Genomic DNA, 18,104 nt, shown 5'->3' with positions numbered 1-18,104 from the left:
ATCAGGATTGCCGCGGAATCATTATTTATTCGGTAATTCATCTTCGGCCTCTGAGTTTTTACCCAGGCTGAAGGTAACAGGCACTTTGGAACCTTTGGCAGAAACCCTTACATATCCCTGCATTTCCTGATGTAGGGCACTGCAGAAATCTGTACAATAGATAGGATAGATCCCCACTTTGCCGGGTACCCACTTCAGCGTAGCCGTTTCCCCGGGCATCACCAGCAGTTCCGCATTTTTATTTCCTTTGACACCAAAGCCATGAGGAACATCCCAATCCTGTTCCAGGTTGGTCACATGGAAATAAACCTCATCCCCCAATTGTATCCCTTCAATGTTATCAGGAGAGAAATGTGAACGCATGGCTGTCATATATACATGGACCTGATTTCCTTCCCGTGTGACCTTCACATTTTTTTCGCCCATGGTCACATACGGATGTTTGTTCTCTTCCAGCTTGAAGATCTTGACTGAGTTTTTAGCAATCAGTTCTGCCGGAATGATCTGCGCATAATGGGGTTCTCCAATGCTCGGATAGTCGAGCAACAGCTTCATTTTATCACCACTGATATCAAACAACTGGGCACTTTGTGCCAATTCGGGGCCAGTAGGTAAAAACCTGTCTTTCGTGATCTTATTATAGGCAATCAGGTATTTACCAAGAGGTTTACTTGTATTACCACCGGGGATTGACAAGTGTCCGGGCGAATAATAGGTCGGCTGCCTGTCCAGCACCTTCAGGTCCTTAATGTTCCATTTTACTACCTCCGAAGAAATAAAGAAGGTCGTATAGGCATTGCCCTTGCCATCGAACTCGGTATGTAAGGGACCTAATCCAGGTTTTTTAACTTCCCCATACAATGCGGCTTCATATTTCAATACAGGAATGCCTCCATAATCGCCATCAAACGTTTTTTTTGCGATGGCTTCCTGAATTTTGCTGAAAGAAAACACAGGAATTAAAGCGGCCAGTTTTCCACTGCCTACAATGTATTCTCCGCTTGGATCCACATCACAGCCATGTGGTGATTTAGGACAAGGGATCATGTACACCAGATCGGGTAAATCTTTCACATCGATCACCGTCACCTCATTTTCCATAGTGGAAGTGGCCATATGGTTAATATCGCTGTATGTATTGTGTGCATAATTGGCTTTTACTTTTTTTCCTTTGCCTTGTTTGACATAGGCCTCAGCTTTCTTCCAGTTGACGGCAAGGATATAATCCTTATCTCTCTTGGAGGCATTCACTTCAAGCAGTGTATGCGCCTGTTCAGAATTGTAGCAGCTAAAGAAAAACCAGTCACTGCTCGGACCTTTTCCACTATGGCTGAGGTCGAAATTCATTCCTGGCAGCAACAGCTGGAAGGCTATCTTCATATTGCCATCTTTGGGCGCTATGCTGACAAAACTTAGCGTGCCCTTGAAATTTTTTTTGTAGGAAGAAATGGGGACATCACCATTTTCATAATCCATAGGTACGCTGAATCTGGTTCCGGCGACCACATATTCCGTATTTTCGGTAATAAATGGCGAGGAGTGGTTTCCAGCACTGTTTGGGATTTCAATAATCTCCGCTGTACGGAAAGTTTTCAGGTCGATCCTGGCAATCCTCGGTGTATTGTTCTCATTGGCAAATAACCAGCGTCCATCCATTTCACCATTGGTTTGCGAAAGGTCGAGGTGGTGCTGGTCTCCCCAGGGCAGGTTGCCATGGGAGGTATTTAACATCGGTTTGGTTTCTTCACTATATCCCCAGCCTTTTTCAGGGTCAACAGAAAACACGGGTATTACCCGGAGGAGTCTGCCGGAAGGAATGCCATATACACTCACCTGCCCGTTAAATCCGCCAGATACGAAATTATACATTTCATCATATTTGCCGGGAGCTACATACGTACGTCCGGCGGCATCGCTGCCTGTCGCATCTCCCGCATTTTTCGGCTTGCAACCCTGTAAATTCAATACCATCAGCAATGCAGAACAGCAGCCGATAGAAAGTAAAGTCTTTTTCATAAAATTAATCCATTAATTTGAAAAATAAAAAAGGTGAAGCTGGGCAGAATGGATCTCCAGCTTCACCTTTGCCTTATTTGACCCCATCGTTTTCTCTCATGAATTCGAGCAGGTCTCTTGCATCAGCATCGCTGACATTCTGATTGGGCATACGGACCAGGCAAATTTCCAGCATTGCCTGAATCTTCGGGTCTTTATCAATCATGGGATCAGGATTCGTGATGAAATTCATAATCCATTGCGGCTGATGTCTTTTGGTTACCCCGGCCCATCCCGGTCCCACAAGTTTTTCATCCGTAAGCTTATGGCAGGATGTACATTTCAGGTCGGCAATATTCTTCCCGCGAAGTGCCATAGCGGCGTCCAGCTGATCACCTAATTTTACCTCGGTAAACTTACCTTCCCCCCGGTTCGGGTCATAGTCACTGCTGCTCTTTTCTGTGGCAGCATCTGCCGTTGTTTTGTCCGCATCTCCGGTAGCATTATCTCCTGAATTTCCTCCGCAGGCGACAATAAAAAAGGCTGCGAAACAGATCGTAATTAACTTTCTCATTATATCTATTTGGTTTGTTAGTTTATATAATGATAGCCATAAAAAATAACGAGTAAAATGATGTAAATCTCTAAATAGTATGATATATATCATATAATAAGGATGATTTTATGCTTTTCTTTGATTATTTATCCTTTCAAAAGCCCGAATCATATTTATGGAAACTGCTCTTTTCAATACTGCCAAATGGATCAGGATTGCACTCATTAATTTCATGATCGTAGCGATCGCAGGAATATGTTTACGCTATAAAATAAACTTTCCCTTGCCGGTAATCAACCAGAAATTCCTGCTGCATGCGCATTCACATTTTGCGTTCGTCGGCTGGATTACACTGGCTCTAATGGCGTTGATGACAGACTATCTTTCCAGGCAGGAAATACAGTTCCAGGGTAAAAAATACCAAATATTAATGATGGCGACCAATATCACTGCTTTCGGTATGCTGTTTACATTTTTAGTACAGGGATACGGGGCGTTTTCCATTCTATTTTCTACACTTTCCATTTTTGTATCTTATGTTTTTATTGTTTATTACTGGCAGGACCTGAAGAAAATTAAAGGACAGCAATCCACGGTACGCTGGTTCAGGTCTGCCTTAATTTTATGGGCACTTTCTTCTGCCGGAGCATTTACGCTTGCTTACCTCATGGCGGCCCATATCAAAATCCAGCAATACTTTTTTGCCGCGATTTATTTCTTTTTGCATTTTCAATACAATGGCTGGTTTGTATTTGCCTGCCTGGGCTTGCTAAGTACATTTTTCAAAAAAATGCAGCATGACAGCCTGATCAAAAATGATAAGCGGGTATATATCTTCCTGGTCATTACCATAGTACCCAGTTATTTATTGTCGTTAATCTGGTTGGACTTACCCCTCTGGTTATACTGGATCGCGACGGTGTCATCGATGGTGCAGCTTTTCGCTTGTTTATATCTGTTCCGGATTTTTTATGGCATAAGAAATAGCCTTACTGTACCACTCCTGCGGAGTACGAGGTATTTATGGACCCTGGCTTTAGGCTGTTTTATACTGAAGATCCTATTGCAGGCACTTTCAACGGTTCCGGCATTGAGCGAACTTACTTTCGGGTTCAGACCGGTAGTGATTGCCTATCTGCACCTTTGCTTCCTGGGTGTCATTTCATTTTTTATCATGGGTGCATTGCAGGAAATACTGAAGAACAGGCTAAAGTTAAATGTCGCGGGGATTTGTCTTTTTATCTTCGGGGTAATGTTTCAGGAATTTATACTCCTTTTGCAGGGGCTGGAAATGATGGGCATGTTTTTGTTCAGCTATGCCAATATGCTGCTCTTTCTGCTGGCGGTGGTCATTGCTGTGGGATTGTACCTGATCGCATTCAGATCAGTACGCATAAAAACAGGGTAAATCTTTAGCTGGAGGAAAGCTTAAAGCTTCATTTTCCCTGCAGCTTTTTTAATCCTTCGGCTGTGATGTTTTTATAACACCATCTGGGTTCCCATACGACATTGATTTCTGTTTTGAAATGGCCAAATGTACGTTCCATACTATGCTTAACCGCATTGATGATGCTTTTACCCATAGGACAGAATTTGGAGGATAGGGTCATTTCAATGGTAATCAGCAGGTCTGAAACCTCTACATTGACGGTGTAAATCAATCCAAGATCGACTATATTCAGCCCTAATTCTGGATCGATCACTGTTCGCAATGTGGCAATCAGTTTATCCTGTAAACCAGCATAAGAATCAGGCAGATTAAATACGATCATCGTCTTTAGTATTGATTTTGTGCAGTAACAGAGAAAGCAACTGCATGAAGTAACAAAGGGCGCTGACCATTAAACTGATTGAACCTGTTTGTTTCAACCATAGGTGATGAAAAAGGAATCCCGGGATGAAAGTCAGGAGGTAAATCATAAAACTCATCAGTTGTACGCACATGAGTCTATGCTTTATCAGGTCAGCGGGTAATGGGGTTGGAACTTTTCCGGCGAGTTTTTCGTAATGCCTTACCCAGACTATATATGGGAGGGTTTTATAGGTCTGCCCCATAATGAGTGTGCTGATCCAGCCCATAAAAATCAGGATTCCGTAAAGAACTGATAAATTCGCAGCGTAACGATCTGCTTTGAGATGATAGTAAAGAATGAAGGGTAAGGTCAGCAGTCCCAGTCCCAGCAAAATAAAGGAAAGGAGGCTTTGCACCATTGGAAAATCGATAGACTGACGGATTCTTGTAGCGAAGCATTTGTAGATATAAATGAGGTAATAGACTACACCATAAACACCTGCAGCTAAAATGAAGTACGTCCTTGTGTGAATGCCATGCAAATAACCATCTATCAGGAACAGGATTAAACTCCCATTGATTAAATAATAAGAAAATAACAGCAGCCTGGTTTTTTGGTAGGTAGACACCAGGAACATAGGGATTAGTTTGGAACTCACGCCAATAATGAGCAGCAGAAACCAGCCCACAATTCCCAGATGTGCATGTAAGCGTAAAAATTTCAGGTGATCGGCAGGTAAAAATGCATACCTGAAATTGAATACGAGCAAGAGGCCGATAATCACGGTAAGCAACAACCACAGGGAGGAAGTCAGGATGAATGCCCTGAATACTGAAGCTTCCTTTTTATTTTCCATGGTCATCACTACGTTCCCTACAAAAGAGATCACAGCGGCAACAATAAGAATTCCGGCAATCTGCATGTACAAACCCGGATTAAAAACCCAGAAGCCATACACCAAAAGGACAGTGCCAGGGAGGAGAAAAAACAGGCTCAACCAGCAAAGCCTGGTACTGTACAGTTCTTTTTCCAGAATTACAGGAAGTAACTGATAAAGCGCACCAAAGATGATCATCGTTCCCCAACCTAAAGCCGCTAAATGGGTAACTGCCAGTAATTTTGGCTGGAAGTAATGACCGGAAAAAGAGCTGATCGCGTAGATCAATAATACGGAAAGTACCAGAAAAGACACTGCTGCGAGCAGATAATGGGTAACCACTACTTTGTAAAGTCTGCTTTCCTGTGTGTTTATGCCCATGGCTTGTAGATTAATAAGTCCACCCTGGTTTCATGATGCTGCTGCAGGAGAAATTTAAGTCCTCTTTTATGGAGTTCCGGCAGTAAAAAGGCCGGAACTTTTTTATGATACACGTACAATAAATTGTCATCCGGTAAATTGTCCAAACCTTCCATGATCCTGAGCATTGGCCCTGGCATTTCGAGTTCCCGTACATCAATATATTGTACTTTATCTGGGGTATAACGGTGTAAAATCTCGTTAAATCCTGTATCGCCACTGCCCTGTTCCACATTGGATATTTCCGGCAGGTGCCCATTTTCCGGAACTTCATCTTCAGTATTTAAGCTATTCTCCTGTTTATTTATCTTTTCAAACCAGGTCAGGAATAAATTGGGCTCCATACCGTCGGTATGTGACAGGAAACCTTTGCCCTCCAATACACTGAGGAGTGGAACAGGGATAAATGGACTGATGATTTTTAAGCGTTCCCCAGGTTGAAGCCGGGAAGCAAGCCTCAAAATCTCTTTCAGGGGATCTGTATTTCGTTCCAGGAATGGCCTGACATCCAGTTCCAGCACTTTGGTCTGACGATTAAAATCGATCATGTCGACTGGTGCTGGTGACTGTTCGTCGACGATAATCGTTTCATCAATTACAAAGCCGATCGCCTTCATGCTATTCAGGAAGGAGGAAACATCACAGCGTGCAATCTGACAGGCATCCGCAATAGTCACCCGCCTGGCAAATAAATTGCGAAGTAAGCGGTTTCTCAGCCTGGAGAAATTACTGTTCAATTTAATCAGGGCATCAATCACTTGTTCCTGATCCTTTTCCAGTAGTTTTCCAATAGTGGTCTCTGGTGTAATGTGAAGGTCTTGTTTCGTCATAAAGCTATGGATAACAGGCTTATTGTTGGTCTTTGTGAGTTAAAGTGTGGTCCTTCTGCGATGCTTTCCCGCAGATGGTAGAAAAAACAAAATAACACAAGGTCAACACTCCCAGGCCAAAGATGGTATCGCCTATGGCCCTCAGCCATTTGAGGGTAACCATCATGGGTTGTTGCATCAGCTCACTGGAACGGGCGTACCACATCCCATGCTGGATACTTTCTACTGCCTGCCATATGCCCACAGGTAAAAGACTCATCAGTGACATCGCCATTAAACCTGCATTGGTAGACCAGAAGATAAAACGCAGTAACTTTTCATTCCATATTTCATGACGGTACAGACTGCGCAGGACAAACAGCATCAGTCCGATTCCCAGCATTCCATAAACCCCAAATAAAGCCGTATGTCCGTGTAAAGCTGTTGTATTTAATCCCTGAACATAGTACAGCGCAATAGGAGGGTTAATGATAAAACCGAAGACCCCAGCCCCCAGGAAATTCCAAAAGGCTACGGCAATCATGAAATAGATCGGCCATTTATAATCTTTAATCCATTCATTGGCTTTGGAAAGCGTGTAATTGCTGTAGGCTTCATAACCAATAAGGACAAGTGGTACAATTTCCAGGGCACTGAATGTGGCACCCAGGGCCATTACGCCAACAGGTGTTCCTGAGAAATAGAGGTGATGGCAGGTGCCTAAAATACCGCCCGACATAAAAATGATGGTAGAGAAAATCACATTAATGGTCGCTGTTTTAGTTTTCAGCAGTCCCAGCCGTACAAATAGAAAGGCGATAACCACAGTCGCAAAGACTTCAAAGAAACCCTCCACCCACAGGTGAACAACCCACCAGCGCCAGTATTCGGCAATGGCCAGATTCGTCTGGCGTCCCCACATTAAACCGGCTGCATAAAACAGGGCAATTGCGGTGCAGGAAATAAGAAACATGATCATCAGGTTTCGCTCTTCGGTTTTTCTTCTCAGTACCGGCAACAGGGGTCTGATCATCAGGGCAAGCCAGAGGAACAAACCCACCAATAAAAATATTTGCCAAAACCGTCCCAAGTCGACATATTCATACCCCTGATGGCCAAACCAGAAATTATTGATCAGGTTTAACTTCTGCATCACGCCCATCCACTGACCTGCCATGGATCCTAAAACAATCAGCAATAAGGCGATGAAAAGAAAATTCACCCCGAAAACCTGGTATTTGGGATCTTTACCGGCAACGGCAGGGGCGATGTATAAACCTGTTGCCAGCCATGCTGTAGCGATCCAGAAAATAGCCAGTTGGGTATGCCATGTTCTGGTTACTGCATACGGCAGGAATTGGTCGAGCGGAATCCCATAGAAACCATTTCCTTCCACTCCATAATGGGCGGTGATGACCCCCAGTAGCACCTGAAGAACGATCAACAGGCTGACAATTAAAAAATATTTTTTTACATGATGCATGGAAGGAGTGATTCCTTGTTTTAAAAGTGGATCAGCTGCTGGTATTTCAAAATGTTCATCCTTTCCTGATTTCACATGGTAGAAGACCAGTATCCCAATACAAAGAATCAGCAAAATAATGCTTACGCCCGACCAGACAAGCAAATCCGGCGTAGGGGTATTGCCAACCAGCTCATCAGATGGCCAGTTATGGGTGTAAGTGATCTTTGAATCTGGTCGTTCCGTCACTGTAGCCCAGGTTGCCCAGAAGAAAAAAGCATTCATTTTATGCATTCTATCCTTGTCCCTGATAGACATTTTGGGGATGGCATAATCATGTCTGAGCTGATCAAAGGCGGGATCATCCATGAATAAACCCCGGTAATAGTTACTCAGGTAGGCAATCGCTTCCACACGGTCGGCAGAGACCGTAATGGTATTTGAGGTGTGATCGAATGTATTTTTGCGGAGGTCATTCTGCAGCCTGATTTTTAAGGCAGCTTGTTGTTCATCCGTTAAGGAATCAAAACCTGACTGGAAATCTTTTGCAGCATATTTATCCAGTATAAACCGGGCTTCCCGATGAAGCCAGTCGGCCGTCCAGTCGGGCGCAACATATGCACCATGCCCCCAGATTGTGCCTACTTCCTGGCCGCCCATGCTTTGCCAGATATTCTGACCATCTTTGATGTCAGCTGCTGTAAATATCGTTTGTTGGTCTGCAGATATAATTTTTTGAGGTACCAGAGGTGCCTGCTGATAGATTTCATAACCGAAGTACCCCAGAACGATAAAGGAGAGGCCCATAATCAATGCAAATCCTATCCAAAGTTTTTTTTCCTGTTTCATTGTATTTGACGTTAAATGTGAAGGAATTTATTCAATGATGAATTTGTCTTTTCTTACTACATGGTTAGCACTTCCACTACATTTGTTTAAGGCGATAAAGAAGGTGGGCAGGATCAGGAATATTTTAATAGAATTTTTCATGCTGGTTATTTTAATGGTCTTTAATTTGTTTTAATTACAAACCAAAGGTATAGTCAGGCATGCGTCGCATTTTATGAGTGAAATCATAAAGCGCTTAAAAATATGAGCAGCCATTCCGTTGCTGCGTTAATGAGGATGATTTATAGTTTAGTAAGAATTTATTGCATTACATGTGGATCCGAACCATTCGTTATAATTATTTTCCATTTGCAGGAATTTCAATTCTTAAAGAAGACCGGCATAGATATCGTAATTTTCTTTGTCGAAGCAGACAAACACAACTTTATTGATGGAGTTATTGTTCAATAAAAAGTGACGAACAGATCTGATCGCAATTTCTGCTGCTTTCTGTTTTGGAAAATGGTAAATACCTGTACTGATGTTTGGAAAGGCAATAGAAGTTAACTGATACTGTACAGCAACCTGGAGACTATTGCTGTAAGCCAATGAAAGCAATTCTTCTTCATTGCTTTTTCCACCATTCCATACAGGACCAACTGTATGTATCACATATTTGGAAGGTAGGTTTCCAGCAGTAGTGATGACTGCTTCGCCAACTTTGCAGCCCCCTTGTTTGTTCCTTATTTTCTGGCATTCTTCCAAAATAGCTTTGCCACCTGCCCGATGTATGGCACCATCAACACCTCCACCACCCAGCAGTGAAGTATTCGCTGCATTTACGATTGCATCTGTTTGGATTTTAGTAATATCACCAAGTTGTATTTCTATCATTATACTGTTTGAATCATTCATAGCAAAATTGAACCCTCCTTGAAAAATGTGAGTGTGGAGTCATTAATAAATTCATTTAAGCTCATGTGCGGCGTTGCATCATTGTTAGTCAGCTCCATGAAGCAAAGTATGGGATTTAATGAATTTTTTCTAAATAATAAAAAGCTGTACCTCTTGACCTGAATAGTCGTTTTAAGATTTAACTCTTCCAATCCTGAGATACTAACTGTATCCGGATAGATCATATTATAAAATAATTTTTGGTGCTCAGACATCTCAGTAAGCTCTTCTGTTTTTATTTTCGGCTGACTTTCAACCGTATACACCTGTGGATAGAATATACCTAGCCTGAAAATATTTTTTAGTACTGTGTCATTATCATGAAAAATGAATGTCTTTTTACCGTAAACAAATGTTGTTTCATTCGTCTGATACACGGAATCAGGATATCTATTGAAACAATGTCTTTTATATTCCTTAAAAAAAATATCTTCAGCCCACTTATCTTTCTGGTCCTTACCTGTAGTATTTAGGTCATTGTTTGTTTTATTGTTTTTTTCTGATAACCCGGCTTTTTGGGAATGAGCTGAAATACCGAAACAAAAAATTAATATACAAATTGGAATATATTTCATACTTAAAGTGTAGTCCGAAAATTTATATCATAAAGATATGATTATCATACTTTATTTTTGTCATTTAGCGCCCGGTAAAATTCTGGATAACTGTTCTCAACACTATCTGGTATTGATCAGAAATTTAACTCATGAATCACTAAAGTAATGCAGGTATTCCATCACATTAAAAGAGCCTTTCTATACATCTTAGGAACAATAAGTGCCTTTATTTTACTTTATATATTTTTCACCTATCTGTTGTTTTACCTGCCTGTGAACAAAAATGCCGGGATAAAAGGGGAGAAGGAAATCTCCATTTATGTAATGACAAATGGAGTTCATACCGATATCGTTGTACCTGTCAGGAATGAGATCATGGATTGGAGCAGAATGACAAAATTTGAACATACCGCGTCTAAGGATACGACTTTCAATTATGCTGCATTCGGTTGGGGTGATAAAGGGTTTTACCTGCAAACACCAGAATGGTCGGACCTCAAATTCAGCGTTGCATTCAGTGCCATGTTTCATTTAGGCAGTACGGCAATGCATGTAGATTTTATTCATGCCATGCATGAGAATAAAAATTGCAGGGAAATTCGGATCAGTAAAGTGGAATATGAAAAATTGGTGAATTATATCAAGGAAAGTTTTCAATATAATGAAGATGGGGAGATTATCCAGATCCCGGGCATTCATGCCGGGTATGGACCTGACGATGCCTTTTATGAAGCAAAGGGGGCATATGATGTATTCCATACCTGTAACACCTGGGCGAATAGTGCCTTAAAATCATGCGACCAGAAAGCTTGTTGGTGGACGCCAACGGACAGGGGGATTTTTTACCAATATCCGGATAAGGAAACCATGAAATAACCTTGTTTAGCAAAAATCTACTGACCACAGGAATAAAAATTTGATATTAAATCATTTTTCTTCGGATACGGCTGAGACTTTCAGGTTTCATCCCTAAAAAAGAGGCGATGTAGGAGATCGGAACGTGATGGAGAATCCCTGGATAATTTTCCATAAGTTTTCGATAGCGTTGTTCTGCATTTAATGCTGCCAGCTCATTGGCACGGTTTTCATTATAGGTCAGCGATTGCTGGAATACATAAATACTGAAATTTTTAATTGCTGCACTCTCTTCAGTAAGGGTATTCAAATCCTGTTTGGTGATCCTTAGCAATTCACAATCGGTAACACACTCCACGTTTTCATCTGACTTTGTCTGTTGAATAAAATTGGAGTAGGAAGTGAAGAAACCTGGTGGACAGTTGATATGCGTGGTAACTTCATCGCCATTCTCATTGTAATGAAACAGCCGCATATAACCTGAAATAATATAGTATAAATATACCGGTACTTTTCCTTCTTCTTCGATAATGCGGTTTTTAGGGAAAAGTACCGGCTCAAAATACCGATGAACAAGGTTGATGTCATTTCCGTTAAGGGAATGGTGCAGTTGAATGAAATCGATCAGTTTCTGGTGCATCATAAGTGTTCTGGAACTATATTATGTGTCTGCAAATCTAAATACTATTACCTTAGTAATTCTTTATGATTCATCAAATAGGCAAATGCCGCTGTTAAGGCCAATTCGGGTGGTTTAGGTTGAAAATTAAGTTCTGTTCTTGATTTGCTGAGATCAAAATCCTGTTGTAATCCCGAAAACATTGCAATGTCTTTTGTCGTCAGCAAAGGTGGGTTACCTGTAATTTTTGCACTGGATTCCATTATCCAGGCAAGGCTGTACAGCATAAACTGAGGGACAGTACTGGGTACTTTTAGGTTCAGGTCAGGGTATAATTTCCTGGCCAGTTTAATGGTGTCGGTAATGGTCATACATTTTTCATTTGCCAGAATGTAGCGTTCACCAGCTCTACCATGCTGTGCTGCCTGATAGCAACCTTCTGCGACATCTTTTACATCAATCCAGTTGAGTGTTATTTTTGTATCCATTGGAATTTGTTTGTTCAGGATCAGTTTCAATACATTGTAGGAAACATTCAACGGTAGAAAAGCTTCAGCTCCGATCATCGCTGCCGGCATCACGGCGACCAGTTCAATTCCCAATTCTTTCGCCAGTTGAAATGCCAGGATCTCCCCGTCATTTTTTGAGTTGTAGTACATATCCCTGCGATCGGGATTGTATCCATTGCTTTCTTTAGCTGGCAGAATGGTGTAATCCAGCGCAGCAATAGAACTTACATATACGATACGTTTTACTCCTGCTTCAGCCGCAGCTTCAATGGTATTTTTTGTACCTTGAATATTCACATCGTAAATCTCTTTTTTTGGATTCTTTGCCCAGAGTCTAAAAGATGCACCAACTGCATAAAATGTTTCTACTCCCTGTAAGGCCTTTACAAAGGTTGCTTTATTGGTGATATCGGCCTGGACTACTTCGCAATCCAAACCTGCAAATGGTGTCTTGTTATTGATATCGCGGACAGTTGCCCTTACTGGTATTCCTTTCCCAATGAGGAACCTTACAAGATTGTTTCCCAGATGGCCATTGGCTCCGGATACGAGTGCTAAATTTTTTTGTGACATTTTGATTTCTTTTATTGTCCTGCAAAATTCAGTACCGGGGAGGCAAAAGCACTTGATTTTTGTTAGTTAATACGATCTCCGCCAGAGATGAAGTATAATAAGAATGTATTTGCAGGGAGCATCTATTTTTACATACCTTTATTTTGTATGTTCGAAGAATTTAAAACCTATATAAAGGAAAATACAAAGCTGAACGATCAGGAGGTTCAGCTCATGCTGGAAACAGCAGTCAACAGAACATTGCGTAAGAATGAAGTCCTGCTCCATCAGGGTGAAATATGCCGGTACAAGACGTTTGTAACAAAAGGATTATTACGGGGATATCGTCTTAAAGAAGATGGCAGCGAACATATGATCTGGTTTTCTACAAAAGACTGGTGGATTCTGGATCCTGATAGTTATCACTCTAAAACTCCTTCAAATTATATTATCGATGCTATTGAGGAGAGTGATGTCATTGTATGGAGCAAGGAAAATTTCGATCAGCTGATGATTAGCATCCCTGGCTTAAAAACATTTTCGGATCTCCTTGTCAATAAAAATGCCAGCATGACAAGAGAGCGGGTTTTCAGGGCATTAAGTGCCACACCCGAAGAAAAATATGAAGATTTTATTAAAACCTATCCTGACATCTTTCCCCGGTTACCCTTACACCTGGTCGCTTCTTATCTGGGCGTTTCGCGTAAAACAATCACCAGGATCAGGCATGCCCAGCTTAAACGCTAAGTAAAACTGGGACAAATGTCCTCTTGGAGCCATGGTGCAATTCAGAATTTTGTCTTGTTCATCGTCAAAATCCTGTAATACCTATGGAGCTGGCGATTGGCATTTATTCAATTAATATTAAAGATAAAATTATGCGTGTATTTGTAACTGGAGCAACTGGTTTTATAGGCTCTGCTGTTGTGAAAGAATTAATTGCTGCCGGACATGAGGTTTTAGGCCTGGCCCGTTCAGAAAAATCAGCACAGGCTTTGCTGGCTGCTGGTGCCGAGGTTCATCTGGGATCACTTGATGACCTGGATAGTCTGAGGAAAGGAACAGAAGCGGCTGATGGTGTAATTCATACCGCATTTGTCCATGACTTTTCTGATTACGCGGCAGCTTGCGAAACGGACAGGCTTGCCGTGGAAGCAATGGGTATAGCCCTGGAAGGTTCCGGGAAAGCTTTGGTCATTACTTCCGGTATTGCTTTGCTTGCCCCGGGACGCGAAGGTAAGGAAGCTGATACGGTTGCCGATGGCGCTGCAGCTTCTCTTCGTGCAAAATCTGAAGAATTGGTTCTTTCTTTTGCCGCTAAAGGAGTTCGTGCTTCTTTGGTGCGTCTTCCTCCATCGGTACATGGGGATGGTGATCATGGTTTCGTGCCTGTAATTATTGACATTGCCCGTCAACATGGCGTTTCTGCTTTTGTAGGGGATGGAAAAAATCACTGGCCGGCAGTGCACCGGTTGGATGCAGCACGCCTGTTCAGATTGGTATTGGAAAATGGTAGTGCCGGTTCAAGGTACCATGGTGTGGCTGATCATGGTATACCAATGAAACAAATTGCTGAGATCATAGGTCGTAAACTGGATTTACCGCTTGAATCTATACCTCCGAAAAATGCCGCTGAACATTTTGGTTGGATTGCGCATTTTGTGGGCATTGATTGTCCGGCTTCAAGTGCGTATACACAATCAGCACTTGGCTGGATCCCTGTAGAGAAAGGTCTGGTAGAGGACCTGGAAGAGGGTACCTACTTCTAATAATCCTGAACAGGCAGCTTGGTTATCCTAGAAATCAAAGTTTCTTTGAAATATAGAATTCATTTAATATATTTACTTACAGTGTTTTATGAATTTTCTTTGATCTTTTAAAGTTAATCCAATGTTGAATTTTCGCTCAAAACTGAATTACGGCCATGTCTGCAATTAGCAGACAGGCTGTTGTTGTGATCCACGGAATGGGGGAGCAACGACCAATGGAAACACTCCGATCTTTTGTCGATGGTGTGCATGCCAGATTAATTGCTGATGATCCGAATGAAGCTACTGCTATAGTCAGGAGTAAACCGGATAGTATTGGCGACATCTATGAAACTGTCAGACTCAGTATGAGTAAGGCAAAAGGTGGAAGCCGGCCCCGGACCGATTTTTATGAATTCTACTGGGCACATAATATGCGGGGTACACAATTCAAGCATATGTTTATTTGGTTAAGGAAAGTCGTATTCAGGAGGGTCTCCCAGGTTCCGGCACACTTAAAAAAGCTATGGTACACCATTTGGGGGCTGATGATCCTATCAGCATTAACGGGTTATTTTATTTATCCTGCTGTGGTCCATGTAAAAGTAAACCCGGTAATTTCTGCTGCTCTTGCTGCGCTTTTCCCACTTGCTCTACCTATGCTGATCTCGACTGTTCGGGTTAATTTTTTGAATTATTTAGGTGATGTGGCCAGATATTTTACGCCCTTTCCCGACAATATCTCCGAAAGAAGCAATATCCGGCGTCAGGGGATCCAATTCCTGAAAAAGCTGCATGATATACAGACACAGGAGAAGGTAGACCGGATAATTGTGGTTGCCCATAGTCTGGGCGCTGTGGTAGCTTATGATTTGCTAAGATTACTCTGGACGGAACATAACACGGTTTACGATCACACGATCAATAAGGATCAGCCTGCCATGAAGGTGATGGATGATTATGCCAATGGAAAACCTGGTCTAACAAATACCAATCTGCAAGTCTTCCAGGATGCGCAGTTTGAACTATGGAAAGAGCAGCAATCAATCGGAAATAAATGGCTGATTTCTGATTTTATCACCCTTGGTGCAGCCGTAAATTCTGTAGATTATTTTATGGTGACCAACCAGAAAATAGACAAGATGATAGTGGAAAGGGAATTGCCTGTCTGTCCGCCAGCACTGGACAGTCTGGACCAGCGCATCTGTTATAAAAGTTATCCACCTTATGGCTATAACGGCAGCTATGTCCAGGTTGACCTGCTCAATCATGGAGCCTTGTTCGCAGTAGTTCGCTGGACAAATATTTTTTACTCTTCTGATTTTGTGGGTGGTCCCATGCAGCGGGTGTTTGGTAAGGGAATTAAAGATGTGAAGGTTCCGCGCAACTCACTTTGGTGTTATCCGGGAGGTCATAACGCTTATTGGGATAAAGCAGATAAAAATAATGCACTGACTCAAATTGTGGAAGCCATGAAATTAAGCCAATAAACTGAAAATGGAGCAAAATAATTATTCTACACTACCACCATTCAGAAAGTTAAGAGGATATGCTTTCGATCCAGCTCTGTCGCTCAAAATGGATACCTTCCGGATCAATGATATCGTTTACAAAGTAGATTGGGAATCCGTTGATCCCGGACCTGTAGGAGAATATCTGGAGGTGATCGATTATGATCCGACACTGGACATTTTTTATACGCCTGTAGATCTGGAAGATCCGTATATCCTGGCTCAGGATGGACTGGATCCCAGTGAATCCAATCCGCTTTTTCATCAGCAAATGGTATATGCTGTGGCAATGGTGACCATCCGCAATTTTGAGCAGGCTTTGGGCAGAAAGATTCTCTGGGCGTCCAGATTGCTGAATAAAGATGTAATGGGACGTTATGAAGATTATGTACAGCATCTGAGAATTTATCCGCATGCACTCCGCGATGCAAATGCCTATTATAGCCCTGTAAAAAAGGCTTTGTTGTTCGGATACTTTTCTGCTATGCCGGCAGATGAAACGTTACAAATGCCAAATTCCCTCGTATTTACCTGTCTAAGTCATGATATCATTGCGCATGAAGTCACGCATGCCATCCTGGATGGAATGCACCGGAATTATAATGATTCCACAAATCCGGATGTGCTGGCTTTTCATGAGGCATTCGCAGATATTGTGGCCTTATTTCAACACTTTACCTTCCCGGATGTGCTTAAGCACCAAATTGCACAGACCAGGGGAGACTTGAAGAGCCAGAATCTATTGGGAAAACTGGCACAACAGTTCGGTGCTTCCGTAGGCAAATATGGCAGTTTGAGAGATGCTATCGGATCGTATGATGAGGAGAAAGATCTCTGGGAACCTAAAAAGCCAAATCCGGAAGACTACCGTACCCAAATGAAACCCCATGAGCGAGGCAGCATTCTTGTTGCTGCAATATTTGAAGCTTTCATTAGTATTTATCAAAACAGGGTTGCTGACCTGCTGAGAATTGCTTCCAACGGAACAGGTATCCTTCCTTTGGGAGAATTACATCCTGATCTGGTAAACAGGCTTGCCATTGAAGCCGCCAAAGCGGCAAAACATGTGCTCAATATGTGTATCAGGGCATTGGATTATTGTCCACCGGTAGACATTAATTTTGGTGATTTCTTAAGGGCAATTGTTACTGCTGACCTGGAATTGGTGGCGGAGGACAACAAAGATTACCGGCTTGCCTTTATTGATGCTTTTAGAAAAAGAGGGATTTATCCTACAGGAATTAAAACCCTGAGTGTCGAAAGTTTGCAGCAGCCAATGATCAACCTTGAGTTTAAGGAAAACAGCAAAAAGCTGCAGGTCAACACAGAGACATTTAATCAACCGGAAAAAGGAAACAACAATGAAACCATTAAACTTTTTGAAATTATTGCCACTTTCCTCAGGGAGTATGCCAATAAAATTAAATACGTGAATGATCGTGAAGAGATTTTTAATCTCACACGTGATTATATTGCCGGTAAGTATACAAACGGCAAAGTGGAAATATTGGGACTATTCAGAAGATTGAACCTCAAATTTGATAGTTCTTTATTGTTTTCCAAGATTACCGGCCTTGCATTTTTGTATGATGCTGATATCATTGGGGTTAAAATGTCTGCCAAGCAGAATTATCGCGGCCCTTCATTTCAAATTCAGAATTTGCGGCTGGTCAGCAGGGTAGGTCCCAATGGCAACCAGGTCAATCAGGTGGTTTTTTCCGTCGTACAAACCAGTCGCGTGAAGCTGGAGAATGGAAAATTCATATTTTATAAAGGCCCTCAGGATGAGCTGGAAGAATTCCTGGAATTTAAAGGTGGCTGTACGTTGATCTTTGATCTGGATACCCTGAAACTTAAATATGCCATCTCAAAACCACTTATCGATGTAAATACCATTATGAAAACCAGCACACCTCAAATTAATGAAGAGCGGCTCCGGGCTCAACTGGAGTATACGAAAAGGGTAGCAGAATTGCAGGACGATGCGTATGCCCTGAATTTTTCGACTGCCGCTTTTAACATGACTGAACCATTTTGTTTTTTACATCAACATTAATCA

The 18,104-nt window shown here is 42.0% G+C and carries 16 protein-coding genes; 6 read left to right on the top strand and 10 right to left on the bottom strand.

Features of this window, described 5'->3' with window-relative positions; genetic code table 11:
• Nucleotides 1-21: 21 nt before the first annotated feature.
• Both nosZ and ACSBL2_RS14440 read right to left on the bottom strand, forming a co-directional pair.
• A complete protein-coding gene (gene nosZ / locus ACSBL2_RS14445; protein ID WP_442587238.1) occupies nt 22-2,016 on the bottom strand; it encodes a Sec-dependent nitrous-oxide reductase in 1,995 nt (664 codons plus the stop codon).
• Between the two features lie 73 nt (nt 2,017-2,089).
• Nucleotides 2,090-2,569 (bottom strand): c-type cytochrome, encoded by a 480-nt coding sequence (locus ACSBL2_RS14440; RefSeq protein WP_442587237.1) that lies wholly within the window; start codon nt 2,567-2,569, stop codon nt 2,090-2,092.
• A gap of 157 nt (nt 2,570-2,726) precedes the next feature.
• Here ACSBL2_RS14440 and ACSBL2_RS14435 point away from each other — a divergent pair, with 157 nt between their 5' ends.
• The gene (locus tag ACSBL2_RS14435) at nt 2,727-3,959 is read left to right on the top strand and encodes a hypothetical protein (RefSeq protein WP_442587236.1); all 1,233 of its coding nucleotides are present in this window, start codon (nt 2,727-2,729) and stop codon (nt 3,957-3,959) included.
• A 28-nt stretch (nt 3,960-3,987) separates the two neighbouring features.
• Here ACSBL2_RS14435 and ACSBL2_RS14430 read toward each other — a convergent pair whose 3' ends face one another.
• The 6 genes from ACSBL2_RS14430 to ACSBL2_RS14405 all read right to left on the bottom strand — a co-directional run bounded on the left by ACSBL2_RS14430 (nt 3,988) and on the right by ACSBL2_RS14405 (nt 10,269).
• Nucleotides 3,988-4,323, bottom strand: a complete 336-nt coding sequence (locus tag ACSBL2_RS14430; RefSeq protein WP_442587235.1) for a metal-sulfur cluster assembly factor — start codon at nt 4,321-4,323, stop codon at nt 3,988-3,990.
• Complete coding sequence (locus tag ACSBL2_RS14425; protein WP_442587234.1) at nt 4,310-5,602, bottom strand: hypothetical protein; 1,293 nt, start codon at nt 5,600-5,602, stop codon at nt 4,310-4,312. Before ACSBL2_RS14425 ends, ACSBL2_RS14430 begins: the two co-directional genes overlap by 14 nt.
• Nucleotides 5,593-6,471 (bottom strand): DUF2249 domain-containing protein, encoded by an 879-nt coding sequence (locus ACSBL2_RS14420; RefSeq protein ID WP_442587233.1) that lies wholly within the window; start codon nt 6,469-6,471, stop codon nt 5,593-5,595. The genes ACSBL2_RS14425 and ACSBL2_RS14420 overlap by 10 nt, the downstream gene beginning before the upstream one ends.
• A 19-nt stretch (nt 6,472-6,490) precedes the next feature.
• Nucleotides 6,491-8,761, bottom strand: a complete 2,271-nt coding sequence (locus ACSBL2_RS14415) for a nitric-oxide reductase large subunit (RefSeq protein ID WP_442587232.1) — start codon at nt 8,759-8,761, stop codon at nt 6,491-6,493.
• A 366-nt stretch (nt 8,762-9,127) separates the two neighbouring features.
• Nucleotides 9,128-9,634, bottom strand: coding sequence for an O-acetyl-ADP-ribose deacetylase (locus ACSBL2_RS14410; protein ID WP_442587231.1), 507 nt, complete (start codon nt 9,632-9,634; stop codon nt 9,128-9,130).
• 17 nt (nt 9,635-9,651) lie between these two features.
• Nucleotides 9,652-10,269 carry a hypothetical protein gene (locus ACSBL2_RS14405; protein WP_442587230.1) on the bottom strand — a complete coding sequence of 206 codons (618 nt, stop codon included), beginning with the start codon at nt 10,267-10,269 and terminating at the stop codon, nt 9,652-9,654.
• A 147-nt stretch (nt 10,270-10,416) separates the two neighbouring features.
• On the opposite strand from ACSBL2_RS14405, the gene ACSBL2_RS14400 reads away from it, so the two are divergent.
• Entirely contained in the window at nt 10,417-11,127 is a 711-nt protein-coding gene (locus tag ACSBL2_RS14400; protein WP_442587229.1) for a TIGR02117 family protein, read from the top strand.
• A 46-nt stretch (nt 11,128-11,173) separates the two neighbouring features.
• Here the strand turns inward: ACSBL2_RS14400 and ACSBL2_RS14395 are convergent, their stop codons facing one another.
• Nucleotides 11,174-11,749 carry a Crp/Fnr family transcriptional regulator gene (locus ACSBL2_RS14395; RefSeq protein ID WP_442587228.1) on the bottom strand — a complete coding sequence of 192 codons (576 nt, stop codon included), beginning with the start codon at nt 11,747-11,749 and terminating at the stop codon, nt 11,174-11,176.
• 44 nt (nt 11,750-11,793) lie between these two features.
• Nucleotides 11,794-12,807, bottom strand: a complete 1,014-nt coding sequence (locus ACSBL2_RS14390) for an NAD-dependent epimerase/dehydratase family protein (RefSeq protein WP_442587227.1) — start codon at nt 12,805-12,807, stop codon at nt 11,794-11,796.
• 147 nt (nt 12,808-12,954) lie between these two features.
• Between ACSBL2_RS14390 and ACSBL2_RS14385 the strand changes: the two genes are divergently transcribed.
• From ACSBL2_RS14385 to ACSBL2_RS14370, 4 genes are all read left to right on the top strand, one after another.
• Nucleotides 12,955-13,533, top strand: coding sequence for a Crp/Fnr family transcriptional regulator (locus ACSBL2_RS14385; protein WP_442587226.1), 579 nt, complete (start codon nt 12,955-12,957; stop codon nt 13,531-13,533).
• A 131-nt stretch (nt 13,534-13,664) separates the two neighbouring features.
• The gene (locus tag ACSBL2_RS14380; protein WP_442587225.1) at nt 13,665-14,555 is read left to right on the top strand and encodes an SDR family oxidoreductase; all 891 of its coding nucleotides are present in this window, start codon (nt 13,665-13,667) and stop codon (nt 14,553-14,555) included.
• A gap of 155 nt (nt 14,556-14,710) precedes the next feature.
• Entirely contained in the window at nt 14,711-16,024 is a 1,314-nt protein-coding gene (locus ACSBL2_RS14375) for a hypothetical protein (RefSeq protein WP_442587224.1), read from the top strand.
• Nucleotides 16,025-16,031: 7 nt separating this feature from the next.
• Nucleotides 16,032-18,101, top strand: coding sequence for a hypothetical protein (locus ACSBL2_RS14370; protein ID WP_442587223.1), 2,070 nt, complete (start codon nt 16,032-16,034; stop codon nt 18,099-18,101).
• Nucleotides 18,102-18,104 lie beyond the last annotated feature (3 nt).

This window comes from Pedobacter sp. AW31-3R (assembly GCF_052180285.1).
Taxonomy (GTDB): Bacteria; Bacteroidota; Bacteroidia; order Sphingobacteriales; family Sphingobacteriaceae; genus Pedobacter.
The sequence above is the reverse complement of the archived record's forward strand: the minus strand, read 5'-3'. Positions and strand labels throughout refer to the sequence as shown.